General features: G+C 64.7%; 14 protein-coding genes. 6 read left to right on the plus strand and 8 right to left on the minus strand.

Features of this window, described 5'->3' with window-relative positions; translation table 11 throughout:
- The first annotated feature begins 105 nt into the window (after nt 1–105).
- Nucleotides 106–1362 (plus strand): Hsp70 family protein, encoded by a 1257-nt coding sequence (locus FJ974_RS27500; RefSeq protein WP_140533276.1) that lies wholly within the window; start codon nt 106–108, stop codon nt 1360–1362.
- A gap of 2 nt (nt 1363–1364) precedes the next feature.
- Here the strand turns inward: FJ974_RS27500 and FJ974_RS27505 are convergent, their stop codons facing one another.
- The gene (locus FJ974_RS27505) at nt 1365–2246 is read right to left on the minus strand and encodes a LysR family transcriptional regulator (RefSeq protein WP_140533277.1); all 882 of its coding nucleotides are present in this window, start codon (nt 2244–2246) and stop codon (nt 1365–1367) included.
- Nucleotides 2247–2342: 96 nt separating this feature from the next.
- Here FJ974_RS27505 and FJ974_RS27510 point away from each other — a divergent pair, with 96 nt between their 5' ends.
- The 4 genes from FJ974_RS27510 to FJ974_RS27525 are packed head-to-tail and all read left to right on the plus strand — an operon-like array spanning nt 2343 to nt 7125.
- Complete coding sequence (locus FJ974_RS27510; protein WP_140533278.1) at nt 2343–2528, plus strand: hypothetical protein; 186 nt, start codon at nt 2343–2345, stop codon at nt 2526–2528.
- Nucleotides 2525–5452, plus strand: coding sequence for a molybdopterin oxidoreductase family protein (locus FJ974_RS27515; protein ID WP_140533279.1), 2928 nt, complete (start codon nt 2525–2527; stop codon nt 5450–5452). The genes FJ974_RS27510 and FJ974_RS27515 overlap by 4 nt, the downstream gene beginning before the upstream one ends.
- Nucleotides 5449–6183 carry a 4Fe-4S dicluster domain-containing protein gene (locus FJ974_RS27520; protein WP_140533280.1) on the plus strand — a complete coding sequence of 245 codons (735 nt, stop codon included), beginning with the start codon at nt 5449–5451 and terminating at the stop codon, nt 6181–6183. The genes FJ974_RS27515 and FJ974_RS27520 overlap by 4 nt, the downstream gene beginning before the upstream one ends.
- A 6-nt stretch (nt 6184–6189) precedes the next feature.
- Complete coding sequence (locus tag FJ974_RS27525) at nt 6190–7125, plus strand: dimethyl sulfoxide reductase anchor subunit family protein (RefSeq protein ID WP_140533281.1); 936 nt, start codon at nt 6190–6192, stop codon at nt 7123–7125.
- 6 nt (nt 7126–7131) lie between these two features.
- On the opposite strand, the gene pdeM is transcribed toward FJ974_RS27525, so the two are convergent.
- The 5 genes from pdeM to FJ974_RS27550 form a co-directional block, all read right to left on the minus strand.
- Nucleotides 7132–7848, minus strand: coding sequence for a ligase-associated DNA damage response endonuclease PdeM (gene pdeM, locus FJ974_RS27530; protein WP_140533282.1), 717 nt, complete (start codon nt 7846–7848; stop codon nt 7132–7134).
- 71 nt (nt 7849–7919) lie between these two features.
- Nucleotides 7920–10439, minus strand: a complete 2520-nt coding sequence (locus tag FJ974_RS27535; RefSeq protein ID WP_140533397.1) for a ligase-associated DNA damage response DEXH box helicase — start codon at nt 10437–10439, stop codon at nt 7920–7922.
- 269 nt (nt 10440–10708) lie between these two features.
- Complete coding sequence (locus tag FJ974_RS27540; RefSeq protein ID WP_140533283.1) at nt 10709–11569, minus strand: NlpC/P60 family protein; 861 nt, start codon at nt 11567–11569, stop codon at nt 10709–10711.
- Nucleotides 11570–11669: 100 nt separating this feature from the next.
- Nucleotides 11670–12020 carry a MarR family winged helix-turn-helix transcriptional regulator gene (locus tag FJ974_RS27545; RefSeq protein WP_140533284.1) on the minus strand — a complete coding sequence of 117 codons (351 nt, stop codon included), beginning with the start codon at nt 12018–12020 and terminating at the stop codon, nt 11670–11672.
- A 71-nt stretch (nt 12021–12091) separates the two neighbouring features.
- Complete coding sequence (locus tag FJ974_RS27550) at nt 12092–13456, minus strand: leucyl aminopeptidase family protein (RefSeq protein WP_140533285.1); 1365 nt, start codon at nt 13454–13456, stop codon at nt 12092–12094.
- A 128-nt stretch (nt 13457–13584) separates the two neighbouring features.
- Here FJ974_RS27550 and FJ974_RS27555 point away from each other — a divergent pair, with 128 nt between their 5' ends.
- A complete protein-coding gene (locus FJ974_RS27555) occupies nt 13585–14412 on the plus strand; it encodes a tetratricopeptide repeat protein (protein WP_140533286.1) in 828 nt (275 codons plus the stop codon).
- Nucleotides 14413–14494: 82 nt separating this feature from the next.
- On the opposite strand, the gene FJ974_RS27560 is transcribed toward FJ974_RS27555, so the two are convergent.
- Nucleotides 14495–15511 carry a type II secretion system F family protein gene (locus FJ974_RS27560; protein WP_140533287.1) on the minus strand — a complete coding sequence of 339 codons (1017 nt, stop codon included), beginning with the start codon at nt 15509–15511 and terminating at the stop codon, nt 14495–14497.
- 15 nt (nt 15512–15526) lie between these two features.
- Complete coding sequence (locus tag FJ974_RS27565) at nt 15527–16540, minus strand: type II secretion system F family protein (protein WP_140533288.1); 1014 nt, start codon at nt 16538–16540, stop codon at nt 15527–15529.
- Nucleotides 16541–16624 lie beyond the last annotated feature (84 nt).

The raw sequence follows: 16624 nt of genomic DNA on the forward strand, positions 1-16624 counted from the left end.
GCAAACACGCACAATCCAATCGGCAGAGCAGTCCGGTCATTCCGGAGGACGGCGCGTCTTCCGACGCCGTAACCCGCTGCCGGGAGCCAATGACAGGAGGCTGCGATGCGACCAGCATTCGGCGGCATCGACTTCGGCACGTCCAATTCCACCGTTGGCGTGGTCAGGAGCGGACAGCCGCAACTCGTCCCCCTGGAGAACGGACAACCCACTTTGCCGAGCGCGGTGTTCTTCAATTTCGAGGACGGCTACACCTATTTCGGCCGCCGCGCGATTGCCGATTATACCGACAGCATCGAAGGCCGCCTGATGCGCTCGCTAAAGAGCGTGCTCGGCAGTTCGCTCGCTAACGAGAAAACGCGCATCAAGGCGCGCCAGATCGGCTTCATCGATATCATCGGCTTTTTCATCGGCCATCTGAAGACGCGACTGGAAGAGGATGCCGGCGGCGCGGTCGAGAGCGTCGTGCTCGGCCGCCCCGTGCAATTCGTCGACGATGATGCAGAGGCCGATGCGAAGGCGCAAGGAGAACTCGAGAAGGCGGCGCGCGCGCAGGGCTTCAGGCATATCGCCTTCCAGTTCGAGCCGATCGCCGCGGCGCTCGACTATGAGCAGACGGTCATTCGCGAGGAATTGGCGCTGATCGTCGACATGGGCGGCGGCACGTCCGACTTCTCGATTGTGCGGGTCTCTCCTGAACGCGCCCGCTCCAACGATCGCAAGGGCGACATACTGGCCAATCGCGGCATCCATATCGGCGGCACCGACTTCGACCGGCTGCTCAGCATCGCCCATGTCATGCCGGAGCTCGGCTATCTGACGCCGACCAAGGACGGCAAGCGCAACCTGCCGGCCAGCTATTTCGTCGACCTGGCGACTTGGCAGCGCATCAACCTCGTCTACACCGCCAAGGCGATGACGGATCTGAAGCAAATCCGCTTCGAGGCGGCGCGCGCCGATCTCGTCGGCCGCTTCATCCATATCGTCGAGCATCGCTACGGCCATGCGTTGGCCGGCCTGGTCGAGAAGGCCAAGATCGCGCTGACCGAACAGGCGTCGGCCGAGGTGAAGGTGCCGCTGCCCGGCGCGCGCTTCGCCGCCGAAATTACGCGCGCCGGCCTGGAGGAGACGATTGCCGCCGACATCGAAAGGGTGACCGCGACGGTCAGGCAGACGATTGCCGATGCCGGCGTTCCCGCTTCCGACATCACCGCCGTCTTCCTCACCGGTGGCTCGACCGCGATCCCGCTCGCCAGGCGGCAGATCCTGTCGCTGATGCCGCAGGCCTCCGTTATCGAAGGCGACATCTTCGGCTCGGTCGGGCTCGGCCTGGCGCTTGACGCCCAGCGGAAGTTCGCCTGACGCTACTTGCCGCTGAGATGTGACTTCAGCGCCATCTGTGCGAGACTCGCCTGGCGATCGCGGTGGGTGATCATGGCGAAATCGCGCTTCGGCAAATCGACCGGTACGGATCGCAGGCTGCCTTCCGCGACGGCACGCCCGACGACGAGCTCCGAAATGATGGTGGCGCCGGCGCCGGCCTCCACTGCCTGACGCACCGCCTCGTTGCTGGGCAGGACCAGGAATATCTGCAGCTCGGCGGGCGAGACGGCTTCGCTGCGCGCAAAATCCTCCAGCGCCTCGCGCGTACCGGAACCGCCTTCCCTGATGATCCAGCGCAATGCCCTGATGTCGAGATTCCCGGCCGGCGTCGTCAGAATTTCAGGATGCGAGGCGGCGACAACCAGCATGAGGCGGTCCTCGTCGACCTTGGCGCGCCGCAGGATGTCGGACTCGGTGCGGCCCTCGACCAGCCCGAAATCCGCCCTGCCGTCCAGCACGTTGGTTTCGACCTGCCTGGTATTGCCGATCGTCACGCTGAGGCGCACCGCCGGATAGGCCTCGTGAAAGGCGGCCAGCCGGCGCGGCAGCCAGTAGCTGGCGATGGTCTGGCTGGCGGCGATCGACAGGCTGCCGGTGACGGTCTGCGAGACATGTTCCAGCACGTTGTGCGCGGCCGCCGCCCGTTCGAGCACCGCCTTGGCCTCGGGGAGGAAACGGTGACCGGTCTGCGCCAGCTCGATGTTGCGGCCGACCCGGTTGAACAGGCGCACGCCGTGCTGCCGCTCGAGCGAGCGGATGGCGGCCGAGGCGGCCGACTGGGAGATGCCGAGCAGCTCCGCGGCTTTGGTCATATGGCCGTGCTCGGCGACGGCTACGAATATGCGCAATTGATCGAGGGTCATGGCTGACTAAGAAGCAAAACCGATCGGAATTACAAGAGCTGCTTGTTAGACAGATCAATAGCTTTGTTCTAAGTTTTTGCGAGAAGTTGGAAAAAATTGGCGGCGCTGCCGCAAGAGTTGGAAATGATGGGGCGCTTCAAATCGCTGTTCGCGCACTGGAGCCGTCGGTTGCGGCGGCATTTAGCCGGCGAGCGCTACCATCCTGAACAGCACTATATGCGTGGCCCCGGACCGAAGACGAAAGCCAGGATGGCGAGCGGCAAGAGCGTCCACGAATCATGAGCCAAATGCCGCGCGGCGCCAATTCCGCACCCTCGCAGCGGCCGCTGGCCGATAGCCAGGCGCCTGACGAAGGCGACGGCGTCCACACCTCGCCCAGCGTCTCCGACCGCATCGCCAAAACCACGTGCTACATGTGCGCCTGCCGCTGCGGCATCGACGTCCACATCAAGGACGGGAAGGTGCGCTACATCAACGGCAACAAGGACCATCCGGTGAACCGCGGCGTGATCTGCGGCAAGGGCAGTTCCGGCATCATGCAGCATTACAGCCCGGCGCGGCTGCAGAAGCCGCTGCTGCGCAGCGGTCCGCGCGGCTCGGGCGAATTCCGCGAGATCGAATGGGAAGAGGCGCTCGGCATCGCCGCCGGGCGGCTTTCGGCCATCCGCCGTACCGACCCGAAGAAACTCGCGTTCTTCACCGGGCGCGACCAGTCGCAATCGCTGACCGGCTGGTGGGCGAGCCAGTTCGGCACGCCGAACTTCGCCGCCCATGGCGGCTTCTGCTCGGTCAATATGGCGGCCGGCGGGCTCTACACGATCGGCGGCTCATTCTGGGAGTTCGGCGAGCCCGACTGGGACAACACGAAATACTTCATGCTGTTCGGCGTCGCCGAGGACCATGATTCCAACCCTATCAAGATTGGCCTCGGCAAGCTCAAGGCGCGCGGCGCCAAGGTGGTCTCGATCAATCCCTGCCGCACCGGCTACAACGCGATTGCCGACGACTGGATCGGCATCAGGCCGGGCACCGACGGGCTGTTCGTGCTGGCGCTCGTCCATGAATTGCTCAAGGCCGGCCGCATCGATCTCGACTATCTGCTGCGCTACAGCAATGCCCATGTGCTCGTCATCCAGGAGCCGGGGGCGGCCGACGACGGTCTGTTCATGCGCGACAGCGATGGCGATCCGCTGGCCTGGGACAGGGTGGCGAAGATATCGGCCAAGGCAGCCGATCCAGAGGCAAAAGCAGCCCTGACCGGCAGCTATGCGGTCAACGGCCGGCGCTGCGCGCCGGTGTTCCAGCTGATTGCCGATCGCTATCTGGACGAGAGCCATTCGCCTGATGCCGTCGCCGGGCGGTGCGGCGTTGCCGCCGACACGATCCGCCGGATCGCGGCGGAGCTGGCGCATGTCGCTTTCGAACAGACGATCGAACTGCCGGTGGCCTGGACCGACTGGGCCGGGCGCCGTCACCAGACAATCAAGGGGCGGCCTGTCTCGATGCATGCCATGCGCGGCATCTCGGCCCATTCCAACGGTTTCCATACCTGCCGCGCCATCCATCTGCTGCAGGTGCTGCTCGGCACTGTGGATGTTCCCGGCGGGTTCCGCTTCAAGCCGCCCTATCCGCGCTCGGCGCCGCCGGGACCGAAGCCGGCAGGCAAGAATGTGCGGCCGATGGAGCCGCTTGAGGGCATGCCGCTCGGCTTCGTCTGCGGACCGGACGATCTGCTGGTTGACGAAGTCGGCACGCCGCTGCGCATCGACAAGGCCTATTCCTGGGATGCGCCTCTGGCCGCGCACGGGCTGATGCATACCGTCATCCGCAACGCCTGGGCCGGCGATCCGTATCCGGTCGATACGCTGATGATGTACATGTCGAACATGGCCTGGAACTCCTCGATGAACACCGTCGAGACGATTCGTATGCTGACCGACAAGGATGCGTCGGGCGCCTACAAGATCCCGTTCATCATCTATTCCGACGCCTATTATTCCGAGACGGTGCCGTTCGCCGACCTGGTGCTGCCCGACACCACCTATCTCGAGCGCCACGACTGCATCAGCCTGCTCGACCGGCCGATCAGCCATGCCGACGGACCGGGCGATGCCATCCGCCATCCCGTCGTCGAGCCGGACCGTGACGTGCGGCCGTTCCAGTCGGTGCTGATCGAGCTTGGCGCGCGGCTCGGCCTGTCCGGCTTCGTCAACGAGGACGGCGCCGCCAGATACCGCGATTATGCCGACTACATCGTCAATCACGAGCGCACGCCGGGCATCGGCCCGCTCGCCGGCTGGCGCGGCAGGGACGGCGGCTCGACCGGCCGAGGCGAGGTCAATCCCGACCAGCTGCAGCGCTATATCGACAATGGCGGCTTCTGGCACCAGGACTTCGCCGACGACCAGCGCTACTACAAGATGGGCAACCGTTCCTATCTCGATTTCGCGGCCGAGATGGGTTTTATCCCCAAGGCTGAGCCGATCGTCTTTCAGCTCTACTCCGAACCGATGCAGCGCTTTCGCCTCGCCGCGCGCGGCCATGGAAAGGTGCAGCCGCCGGACGCCGAACGCGGCCGCATCGAAGCCTATATGGACCCGCTGCCTTTCTGGTACGCGCCGTTCGAGGAAGACGCCGTCGACCTCGAAAAATACCCGCTGCATGCGCTGACACAGCGGCCGATGCACATGTACCACTCCTGGGGTTCGCAGAATGCCTGGCTGCGGCAAATCACCAGCCAGAACCGGCTGTTCGTCCATCGCGAAACGGCCGGAAAGCTCGGCCTTGCCGATGACGACTGGGTGTGGATCGAAAGCATCAACGGCCGGGTGAAGGGACAGATCAAGCTGGTCGACGGCGTCAACCCCGACACAGTGTGGACCTGGAACGCCATCGGCAAGCGGCGCGGCAGCTGGGGGCTGAAGGACGATGCGGCCGAGAGCAATCGCGGCTTCCTGCTCAACCACATCATCGCCGACCAGACCGCGGCCGACGCCAATGGCCGGCGCTATTCGAATTCGGACCCGGTCACCGGACAGGCGGCGTGGTTCGACCTCAGGGTGCGGATCGTCAAATGCGCGCCGCAAGAAGCCGGCTTCACAGAGCCGCAGTTCGAGCGCTTCAGCCGGCCGCCGCATTTCCCGGCGCCGCCCGACACGCTGCGCTTCGGCGCCGAATTCCGCATGAACAGGGAAGCCGCCGAATGACCTGTCTTCCCACCCATAGCGACAAAAGGCTCGGACTGGTCATCGACCTCGACACCTGCGTCGGCTGCCAGGCCTGCGTTACCGCCTGCAAGGAATGGAACACCGGCGGCCATATGGCGCCGCTGACCGATGTCGACCCCTATGGCGGCCATGTCGATGGCATCTGGTTCAACCGCGTGCACAGCTATGAACACACGACCGAATTGGGCGGGCGCACGGTGAACTTTCCGCGCTCCTGCCTACATTGCGAGACGCCTGCCTGCGTCACCGTCTGCCCGACCGGCGCGTCCTACAAGCGTGCCTCGGATGGCATCGTGCTGGTCGACGAGGACAAATGCATCGGCTGCAAATTGTGCAGCTGGGCCTGCCCCTATGGCGCGCGCGAATTCGACACCGAAGTCGGCGTGATGAAGAAATGCACGCTCTGCGTCGACCGCATCTACAACGATAATCTGGCGCAAGAGGACCGGGTGCCGGCCTGCGTCGCCGCCTGCCCGACCAGTGCCCGGCATTTCGGCGATCTCGGCGACCCGGCCTCGGCGATCTCGCAACTGGTGGCGGAGCGCGGCGGAGTCGACCTGATGCCGGAGCTCGGCTATAAGCCGACCAACAAATATCTGCCGCCGCGCGCCCGCACCGAGCGTGCCGCGACGGTGCCGGCGCCGGCTCTGGAGCCGATCCGGGCGGAGGGCGGCTTTCTCGGCTGGATCGACCGCATGCTTTCGAACTAGCTAGCCATGCATCCCGCCTTTTCCGTCGTCTTCTTCACCACTGCGATCGGCGCCGGCTACGGCCTGCTGGCGCTGCTGGGCGTGCTCGGCGGGCTGGGTTTTGTCCAGCCCGATTTCTGGCTGGGCTTCATCGGCATGGGCCTGGCGCTCGGCCTGGTCGCTGCCGGGCTCTTGTCATCGACCGGCCATCTCGGCCGACCGAAGCGGGCATGGCGTGCCTTCTCGCAGTGGCGGAGCTCCTGGCTGTCGCGCGAAGGCGTGGCCTCGGTGGCAACCTTCATCCCGGCCGGGCTGTTCGGCATTGGCTGGGTGCTGCTTGGCCGCAGCGGCGGCTGGGTTGCCATAGCGGGATTGCTGGCCGCGATCGGCGCGGTGATCACGGTCTGCACGACCGGCATGATCTACGCCTCGCTGAAGCCCATCGCACAATGGCACAGCCGCTATACTTTGCCGGCTTATCTTATTTTCTCCGGCATGTCTGGCAGCGTTCTATTGAACGCCTTACTGCAAGCCCTCGGCGTCGGCTCGACAGTCGTGCTGATCGTCTCGGTGCTGGCCACCCTTGTTGGCTGGGGCTGGAAGCTGGCGACCTGGCGCTACAATGACCGGCTAGAGATAGCGACCACCGCCAATACGGCAACGGGTCTGGCCGGCGGCGTTGTGCGGTCGATCGAGTGGCCGCACACTGAGGAGAACTATCTGCTCAAGGAAATGGGTTTTCGCATTGCGCGCAAGCACAGCGCGAAGCTGCGCCGGGTCACGCAGGGGCTGGCCTTTGCCCTGCCCGCCTTGCTGCTTGCCGTCAGCCTCGCTTTGCCCTGGCCCTTCAAGGCAGTCCTTGCGGCGCTTGCAGCCATTGTTCAGCTCGCCGGCATGCTGGTCGAGCGCTGGCTGTTCTTCGCCGAAGCGAAGCACACCGTTACCCTCTATTACGGCAGGTAAATCCGCTCAGCCCGGTCGCAGCATCGAGCCGGATATCGCGAAGATACGCTCGGCGCCGAGCATATAGGCCATCAGTGTCTCACGGCGGAACAGACCGGCATAGGCGCGGTCGAGCACGTTGAGCGAGCCGGTATAGGCGCCGAAGGCCGGCATGATCATCCGGCCGCCGTCGCCGGCAAAGCAGCGCCGCCTGACCGAGCGGCCGCGCTGGACGATACGCGCGCAAGGATGCAGATGGCCGGCGATCTCGCCCTCCGCCCGCATCTTCGAGGGTTCGTGCCGGAACAGCAGCGAACCGATGGCAAGCTCGCGCACCGTCTCGCCGGGCAAGTCGGCAGGCGCTTCCGGATCATGGTTGCCGGCGACCCAGAACCAGTCGCGGCCGGCCATCAACGCTTCCAGCCGCTCGCGAAAACTCTGGTGCATGCGCCCGGCGCCGCCGCCGTCGTGGAAGGAATCGCCGAGGCTGACGACGATGCGTGGCTGATAGTCGGCGATGACCGCCTGCAGCCGCAGCAAGGTAGCACCGGTGTCGTAGGGCGGGATCAGCGCGCCGCGGCGAGCAAAGGATGATCCCTTTTCGAGATGCAGGTCTGAGACGGCAAGCAGCCGCAGATCGGGGAAATAGAGCACACCGCGCCGGTCGCAGACCGCGCGCTCGCCGGCGATACCGACCAGATCGGCCTCGGCGATCAGCGTTGCGCGCGACAGCGAAAAATTCATCCCCTCTCCGTTCTCATCTGTTTTACGCAATTCCGGACGGAAAACCGCTACACATTTTCCTGGAATTGCTTTTACCTTTGGCCCATGGCCTCCTCGACCAGATCGGCGGCTTCCATCAGCAGCGTCTCGTTGGCGCCGCCATTGACCGATTCCTTGCCGATCTCCAGCATCACCGGCACCGCTAGCGGCGAAATCTGGTCGAGATGCTTATGCATGATTCGACCGCGTACGCGCGAGAGCATCTCGCCAAGTCTGCTGACATCGAGCAATCCGGCCGAGGCGTCGGTGCGCGTCGCCTGCAGCAGGATATGGTCCGGCTCGTGGCTGCGCAGCACGTCATAGATCAGGTCGGCCGACACCGTTAGCTGGCGGCCGCTCTTTTCCTGACCGGGATAGCGCTTCTCGATCAGCCCGGCGATGACTGCGCAGGTGCGGAAGGTGCGCTTCAGCATCCAGCTGTCGTTCAGCCAGGCCTCAAGATCGTCACCCAGCATGTCCTCGTCGAACAGGGCGGCTAGCGACGGCTTCTTCGCCTTGAACAGTGCCGCCATGTCGTCCAGAGCCCATACCGCCAGCGAATAGTCGGTGGCGACGAAGCCGAGCGGCCGGGCATGGGCGCGCTCCAGCCGGCGCGTCAAAAGCATGCCGAGCGTCTGGTGCGCCAGCCGGCCTTCAAAGGGATAGGCGACCATGTAGTGCCGATTGCCGCGCGGAAAGGTCTCGATCAGGAGGTCGCCCCGCTTCGGCAGCACCGATTTTTCCTCCTGAATCCGAAGCCAGTCGGCGACCTGTTCGGGCAAGAGCTTCCAGCGGTCGCTGTCGGCCAGCATGGCGCGCACCTGCTCGGCGAGATAGGTCGACAGCGGAAACTTGCCGCCGGCATAGGACGGCACGATGATGTTGGCGCCGGCGCCGTTGGAGACGACGCATTCGTTCTCGCGAATGCCCTCGAAGCGCAGCACCTTGCCGGCGAACAGGAAATTGTCGCCGGGGCGCAGCGTCTCGGCAAAATATTCCTCGATCTTGCCGAGCACCGGCCCGCCGCGGCCAACCATGCCGCGCCCCTGCCTGACATAGCGGATATTGAGCTCCGGCATTTCGACGATGGTGCCGACATTCAGCCGGTATTGCTGGGCGACACGCGGATTGGAGACACGCCACAGCCCGTCCCTGGTCTGGCGGATGCGGGCGTAGCGCTCGTAGTTCTTCAGCGCGTAGCCGCCGGTGGCGACGAAGTCAACGACGCGGTCGAAGGTCTCGCGTTCCAGCGCCGCATAGGGCGCGGCACTTCGCACCTCCTCGAACAGGAGATCGGCGTCGAAAGGTCCGCCACAGGCGACGCCGAGCACATGCTGGGACAGCACGTCGAGCGCGCCCTTGACCAGCGGCGGCGTGTCCTGCGCGCCGAGATAATTGGCGTCGAGCGCCGCGCGGCATTCCAGCACTTCGAAGCGGTTCGCCGGGATCAGAATCGCCTTCGACGGCTCGTCCATGCGATGGTTGGCCCGACCGATGCGCTGCGCCAGCCGGCTGGCGCCCTTGGGCGCGCCGACATGCACGACCAGATCGACATCGCCCCAGTCGATGCCGAGGTCGAGCGTGGAGGTGGCGACAATGGCGCGCAGTGCGTTCTCGGCCATCGCCTTCTCGACGCGCCTTCGCTGGCCGACGTCGAGCGAGCCGTGATGCAGCGCGATCGGCAGCGAATCCTCGTTTGCCCGCCACAATTCCTGGAACAGCATCTCGGCCTGGCTGCGGGTGTTGACGAACAGAAGCGTCGTGCGGTGCTGTTTGATCGCTTCGTAGATTTCGGGAATGGCGTAGCGGGCCGAATGGCCGGACCACGGAACACGCTCGCGTGAATCGAGAATGGAGATGTCGGGCTTGGCGCCTCCGGCGACCGTGATGAGCCCGGCCATGGTGCCCGGCGGGTTCTGGCCGACCAGCCAGCGACGCAATTCGTCGGGCTCGGCGACAGTCGCGGACAGGCCTATCGTCTGCAGGCCGGGTACATAGCTGCGAAGCCGCGCCAGGCCGAGCGCCAGAAGATGGCCGCGCTTGGAGGTGACGAGCGAATGCAGCTCGTCGAGCACGACATAGCGCAGATCCTCGAAGAAGCGCCGGGCATCGCCTGCCGCGATCAGCAGCGCCAGCTGTTCGGGCGTGGTGAGCAGGATGTCGGGCGGCACCAGCTTCTGCCGATGTCGTTTGTGCGAAGGCGTGTCGCCGGTGCGCGTCTCGATGGTGACCGGCAATCCGATCTCCTCGACCGGCTTGCCGAGATTGCGCTCGATGTCGACGGCCAGGGCCTTGAGCGGCGAGATGTAGAGCGTGTGGATGCCGCGATGCGCCTGGCCGGGCTTGCGGCGCGGCCGGCTGGCGAGCTCCGTCAGCGACGGCAGGAAGCCGGCCAGCGTCTTGCCTGCACCGGTCGGCGCAATCAGCAACACCGATTGCCCGCCCTGCGCATTTGCCAGCAATTCAAGCTGGTGGGCGCGCGGCGACCAGCCTTTTTCGCCGAACCATTTGACGAACGGTTCGGGCAGGAGAACGGCGGCATTCTGTTCGGCAAGGCGCGGCTGCTCGGTCACGCGCAAGAGGTAGCGCGACGGCAAGCGATCGCCAAGAAAAATCGGAACAAAAGGGGATCGTGCGATTCTCCCTTCCCCCCTTGTGGGGGAAGGTGGATTGCCGCGAAGCGGCAAGACGGATGAGGAGTGTTGGAAGAAACGAGGCCTGACAAGACAGAGGTACTAAAGACGCTTAGCTGTTCAACGTAGCGATCCGTCCAGCACCCTCATCCGTCTCGGCGCTGCGCGCCGATCCACCTTCTCCCACAAGGGGAGAAGGGAAGCTGGCGCTATGGCCTCCTGAACCCTGTCGGACCGCCATAGAGGTAGCCGATGCGGGTTATCGCGTCCTTCAGCCCCTCGCGCGAGACCAGCATGGTGTGGCCGTTGGCGTGGATCATGGTGTCTGCATCGGTCATGATGGCGACATGGCCTTCCCAGAAGACGAGATCGCCGCGCTGGAGCCCTAAGTAATCCGGCCCCGGCTCCAACGGCTCGCCGATGGATGCCGCCTGCATATCGGAATCGCGCAGCACATTCCGGCCGGCTATGCGCATCGACAATTGCACGAGGCCGGAACAATCGATGCCGAACCCGGAGACGCCACCCCACAGGTAGGGCGTGCCGAGGAAGCTTTCCGCGACCGCGACATAGTCCTCGGCCACCTCCGCGAGCGGCCGCAAATGACCGGCGATGAGCGCCTGGCCGGATGGCAGGACGGCGTAGTGCGTGCCGCGCGTCTCGGCCGAGCCTGTCACCGCCACCGCCGAGCCCATCGACAATTGCCCGCTGATCGGGAAGCGCAGGTCGGGTCCCGGATAAAGGAAGGTGCGCGGCACCGAGACGACATGGGTCGGGGCATGCTCGCGTGGGCCCACGACGTTGTCGGCGACATAGCCGACATAGCCGTCGTGCTCCGCCTGCACCCACGCCCAGCCTTCCGCGTCCTCGAAAACCAGCACGTCATCGCCGAACAGTGCCTGCGTGTGGATGCCGGCGTCCGGTCGCGGCGCCTTGCGCAGATCGGCGACGGAAGCCGTAATGCGCGCCGGGCGGCCGGCAACAAAACGGTCGGCGGCGACCTCGCCTTCCAACCTCGCATCGGCAAGGTCGGAACGGAAGGCGTGAAGGCGGGCATCCCTGGCGGTCAAATCGGTAATCCAGTCAAATAGAGTCTTCGTTGGAGCATGATCTTATCCGAAAACCGGTTCCCACTTTTTGCTGCGCTGACCTACGGTTCGGGATCATGCTCTAGATGGGCAGCTCGTGCGCCCTGGCAACGATACCATCGCCGAAGCGCTCGACAAAGAGCGCGCCCTCGACCGTGCGCCTGATCAAAACGTTGCGCTTGTCGAGCTCGTCGCGATGGCGCGAGACCAGTTTCAGCGCGCCCATCGTGTCGAGCGCCCGGGTGATGACGGGCTTGGTGACATTGAGCCTGGCGGCCAGCCCGCGTACCGTATGCGGCGGCGGATCGAGATAGATGGTGAACAGGATCGCCGTCTGGCGCATGGTGAGGTCGGGCGCACCGTCGCGCACCTGCGACAGCATCACCTGCTGCCACAGTCGCAAGGCCTGGCTCGGGCGCATCGAGATCGACATCGCTCCAGCATGACGGCAAATTGTTTCGGTTCCGTTTCAGTCTCGACATTTCGCCGGCTTCTTGTTGCGCCTCACCCAAAGCGCGTCGAGATGGTCCGCTCCAGCGCGCGGATGCCTTGCGCCTCGCCGCCGGTCAGTCCGTACGGGCGGTCGCTCGGGTTCCAGGCGAAGATGTCGAAATGAGCCCAGCCGGGCGTCTTCTCGACAAAGCGTTTCAGGAACAAGGCAGCGGTGATCGACCCGGCAAACCCATCCGTGGTGACGTTGTTGACGTCGGCGATCTTCGAAGACAGCTTTGCATCGTAGGGACGCCACAAAGGCAACCGCCAGAGCGGATCCTCAGTCGCAGCCGAGGCGGCGGCAATGTCGGAGGCCAGTGTATCATCGCTGGTGTAGAAAGGCGGCAAATCGGGGCCGAGCGCGACACGCGCCGCACCGGTCAGCGTCGCCATATCGATCAGCAATGCGGGCGCCTCCTCATCGGCGAGCGCCAGCGCGTCGGCCAGGACCAGCCGGCCCTCGGCATCGGTGTTGCCGATCTCGACCGTGGTGCCCTTGCGGCTCCGCAGCACGTCGCCCGGCCGGAAGGCGTTGCCGGCGATCGAATTCTCGACCGCAGGGATCAGCACCCGCAGACGCACGTTGAGCTTCGCCGCCATGATCATGGAGGCAAGGCCCAAAACGTTGGCGGCGCCGCCCATGTCCTTCTTCATCAACAGCATGCCCGAGGACGGCTTGATGTCGAGGCCGCCTGTGTCGAAGCAGACGCCCTTGCCGACCAGCGTCACCTTCGGCGCGTCGCCTGGCCCCCAAGTCATGTCGATCAGCCGCGGCGCGCCGGTCGAGGCGCGGCCGACGGCATGGATCATCGGGAAATTCCGAGCCAGGAGATCGTTGCCATGGATCACGGAGACCTCGGCCCGATGCGCGGCGGCCAAGGTTCGAGCGGCCTCCTCCAGTTCATCCGGCCCCATGTCGCTGGTTGGCGTGTTGACGAGGTCGCGCGCCAGGAACACGCCTTCGGCGATGCGGCGCACATGCGCGCCGTCGGCCCCGGACGGCAGCGCGAAGCGCAATGCCTTGCCTGGCTTCTTGCCGTAGCGGGTGAAGACGTAGCCGCCGAGGACGAGCGCCAGCGCCGCAAGATCGGGCGCAGGCAAATCCTGGGCAAAATGCCATTCGCCCTCCGGCAACGCCCTTGCCAAGGCGCCTATGGCCAGTGCGCTGTCGCCGTCGCCGGTCCCAAACAGCGCTCCCGCGACGGTGCCATCCTCGCCCGGCAGGATCAGGGTCCGGCCCGCCTCGCCGGAAAAGCCGTTGGCGCGCGCCCAGGCGACAGCGGCGGCTGAAAGGCCTGCCATGTCCAGGCCATCCCGGGCCACCAGATGCACCGGCAGGGCGTTGCTCGATTTCGACTCGATGAGTTCAACAGGCATTCGATGATCTCCGGCCGAACCCATTGCCCGAGTCGGCGCTTCTTAACCGTCCGTTAGGGTTAACAGAATATTTCTGCCGGAGGGAAGACGGCCAGACAATGGCCGCGCAGAATGGAGACCGGGTGCCGATGCCGATCAAAGCCTTGAACGCTACCAGCAAGCGTCTGATCACCACGGCATTCATCGCGGCGCTGGCAGCCAGCGTGGCCGGCTGCGGCAGCACCAGCAAATTCACCACCGGCTCCATTTCCCGTTCCGACAGCAGGCCGCTCGAAACCATGTCGGCCAGCGAATTGCATACCGCGACGACCAGGCTCGGCGACTCCTATGCCAGAAATCCGAACGACAAGCGGATCGCCACCAACTTCGCCGCGGCGCTGCAGATGGACGGCGATGCCGACCAGTCGCTGGCCGTGATGCGCAAGCTGGCGATCGCCTATCCCAAGGACCGCGACGTGCTGGCCGCCTACGGCAAGGCGCTCGCGGCCAACGGGCAGTTCGAACCGGCGCTCGATGCGGTGCGCCGCGCTCAGACGCCGGAATATCCGGACTGGAGACTGGTGTCGGCGGAAGCCGCCATCCTCGACCAGATGGGCCAGAAAGACGAGGCGCGCCAGGATTACCGCAAGGCGCTCGAGCTCAAGCCGAACGAGCCTTCGGTTCTCTCCAATCTCGGCATGTCCTATGTGCTCGAGGGCGACCTGCGCACGGCCGAGACCTACATGCGTTCGGCTGCGCAGCAGCCCAGTGCCGACAGCCGCGTGCGGCAGAACCTGGCGCTGGTCGTCGGCCTGCAGGGCCGCTTCGACGAAGCCGAGAAGATCGCCTCGCAGGAGCTTTCGCCCGAGCAGGCGCAGGCCAACGTCGCCTATCTGCGCCAGATGCTGGCCCAGCAGAATGCCTGGAGCCAACTCAAGGACCAGGACAAGGGCAAGCCGAAGACCGCGACGAACTGATTTCGCCCGCCCGCATCCACCCCTCAAAAAAGCAAAGTCCGCGCTGACAGTCGCCGCGCGGCTTTCGCTTGATTCGAGTGCGTCATTCGCTGCTGGAATTGTGCTGGTCGCCGAAGATGCCGCGCTGGCTGACCTGGATGCCGGCCGGTCCCAGGATGATTGCGAACAGAACCGGCAGGAAGAACAGGATCATCGGAACGGTGAGCTTCGGCGGCAACGCGGCGGCTTTCTTCTCCGCCGCGTTCATGCGCATGTCGCGGCTTTCCGAGGCAAGCACGCGCAGCGCGTGCGCCACCGGCGTGCCGTAGCGTTCGGCCTGGACCAGGGCCTGGGACACCGACTTCACCGATTCCAGGCCGGTGCGGCTGGCCAGGTTCTCATAGGCGACCTTGCGCTCCTGCAGGTAGGAAAGCTCGGCATTGGTGAGCACGAACTCTTCGGCAAGCGCCACCGACTGGGCGCCGATCTCGTCGGCGACCTTGCGAAGCGCGGCCTCCACCGACATGCCGGATTCCACGCAGATCAGCATCAGGTCGAGAGCATCCGGCCATGCCATCTGAATCGACTGTTTGCGTTTGGTCGCGCGGTTGCTGACGTAGAGGATCGGCGCATAGAAGCCGCCATAAGCGACGACAATGCAGACGAACAGCTTGACGAAAGCTGGCTGCTGCGGCAGCCCGCCCAGGACGAACAGGTAGACGGCGGCCAGCGCAAATCCGACAAAGGGCAGGACCAGACGGAAGAACAGGAAGCGCGTCAGCGGGTTCTGACCGCGAAAGCCTGCCACTTTGAGCTTCTGCAGCGTGTTTTCGTCGGCAAGGGCACGCCTGAGGTCCAGCCGTTCGACGATGTTGCGCATGCCGATCGACTGCTCCTCGCGCAAGCCCTTTCGGCGGCGGTCAGCTTCGTTGGCCAGGCGCGCGCGCTGCTTAGCGCGCAGTTCGTCACGCTCTAGCGCGACGGTCTTCATGCGTGCCTTGAGCTGATTGCCGCCAAGTGCCGGCAACAGCGTGAAGACGGTCGCGAACACCGCGATGCCGACCAGCAGCGCGATCAGGAAGGAAGGATCGGTAAGGGTTTTGACGACGTGGTCTGTCATTGGATCCGCGCGCCCCTACACTTCGAAATTCATCATCTTGCGCATCACCAGGATGCCGATCGACATCCAGACGCCGGAACAACCTAGAATAATGTTGCCGGTGCTCGTGGTGAACAGCGGCATGATGTAGGTCGGACTCGAAAGATAGACCAGAAAAGCGACGACGAAAGGCAAGGCGCCGATGATCACGGCGGATGCTTTGGCTTCCATCGACAGCGCCTGCACCTTGGCCTTCATCTTCTTGCGATCGCGCAGCACGCGCGACAGGTTGCCAAGCGCCTCGGAGAGATTGCCGCCGGCCTGCGACTGGATCTGGATGACGATGCCGAAGAAGCCCGCTTCGGTGCACGGCATGGTCTCGGACATGCGCAAGGCCGCATCGGGGATCGATAGCCCCATCTGCTGGGAATCGACGATGCGGCGGAACTCCGAGCGGACCGGCTCGGGAGATTCGACGGCGATCATGCGAATGGCGTCATTGAGCGGCAGGCCGGACTTGACCGCGCGCACAATGATGTCGAGGGCGTTCGGGAACTCTGCCAGGAAAGCCTTGACCCGGCGCGAACGGCGAAACGACACGAACCAGCGCGGCAAGCCCAGGGCGCCGGCCAGCAAAGCACCCGGCAAGGCAAACAACGGCGCACCGGCGAAATAGGCAAGGATCGTGAGCACGATGCCGCAGACCGCGGAATAGATGTAGAAGCGCTCGATGGAAACCTGCATCCCGGCCTGGCGGATCTGCGCCTTGAGCGGCGGCTTCTTGACGTTGCGATCGTTGGCCTTCTGCTTTTCGTCGAGCTGCTTGAGCGAATCCTGGACGTTTTTGCGCCGCTTGACCGCCTCGGCTGCCCTGTCGCGCGAAGCCTTCACCACGGACCGGTCGGTTTCGGCCGTCTTGATGGTCTGGAGCCGCTTGCCGGCCTGACTTTCGTTGCTGATGCGGGTGAACAGGAAAGCATAGGCTATGGCGCCGGCGCTGAGGCCGGCAAGCACGACGAAAGCCAGTACGGTGGTGTCAATTCCGAACATCGACCGGGGTCCTTGGGCCATTTCGCCGTTCCAAAGAAACGGCGAACTGCCCTATCTCTTTGTTTTGACGCAATTCCGGACGGA

This window comes from Mesorhizobium sp. B1-1-8, assembly GCF_006442795.2.
Taxonomy (GTDB): Bacteria; Pseudomonadota; Alphaproteobacteria; order Rhizobiales; family Rhizobiaceae; genus Mesorhizobium.

Bases quoted from the DNA above. Each gene is read 5' to 3' on its own strand.
- FJ974_RS27500 (WP_140533276.1), top strand. From the start codon at position 106: ATGCGACCAGCATTCGGCGGCATCGACTTCGGCACGTCCAATTCCACC.
- FJ974_RS27505 (WP_140533277.1), bottom strand. From the start codon at position 2,246: ATGACCCTCGATCAATTGCGCATATTCGTAGCCGTCGCCGAGCACGGC.
- FJ974_RS27515 (WP_140533279.1), top strand. From the start codon at position 2,525: ATGAGCCAAATGCCGCGCGGCGCCAATTCCGCACCCTCGCAGCGGCCG.
- FJ974_RS27520 (WP_140533280.1), top strand. From the start codon at position 5,449: ATGACCTGTCTTCCCACCCATAGCGACAAAAGGCTCGGACTGGTCATC.
- FJ974_RS27525 (WP_140533281.1), top strand. From the start codon at position 6,190: ATGCATCCCGCCTTTTCCGTCGTCTTCTTCACCACTGCGATCGGCGCC.
- pdeM (WP_140533282.1), bottom strand. From the start codon at position 7,848: ATGAATTTTTCGCTGTCGCGCGCAACGCTGATCGCCGAGGCCGATCTG.
- FJ974_RS27545 (WP_140533284.1), bottom strand. From the start codon at position 12,020: ATGTCGATCTCGATGCGCCCGAGCCAGGCCTTGCGACTGTGGCAGCAG.
- FJ974_RS27550 (WP_140533285.1), bottom strand. From the start codon at position 13,456: ATGCCTGTTGAACTCATCGAGTCGAAATCGAGCAACGCCCTGCCGGTG.
- FJ974_RS27555 (WP_140533286.1), top strand. From the start codon at position 13,585: ATGCCGATCAAAGCCTTGAACGCTACCAGCAAGCGTCTGATCACCACG.
- FJ974_RS27560 (WP_140533287.1), bottom strand. From the start codon at position 15,511: ATGACAGACCACGTCGTCAAAACCCTTACCGATCCTTCCTTCCTGATC.
- FJ974_RS27565 (WP_140533288.1), bottom strand. From the start codon at position 16,540: ATGTTCGGAATTGACACCACCGTACTGGCTTTCGTCGTGCTTGCCGGC.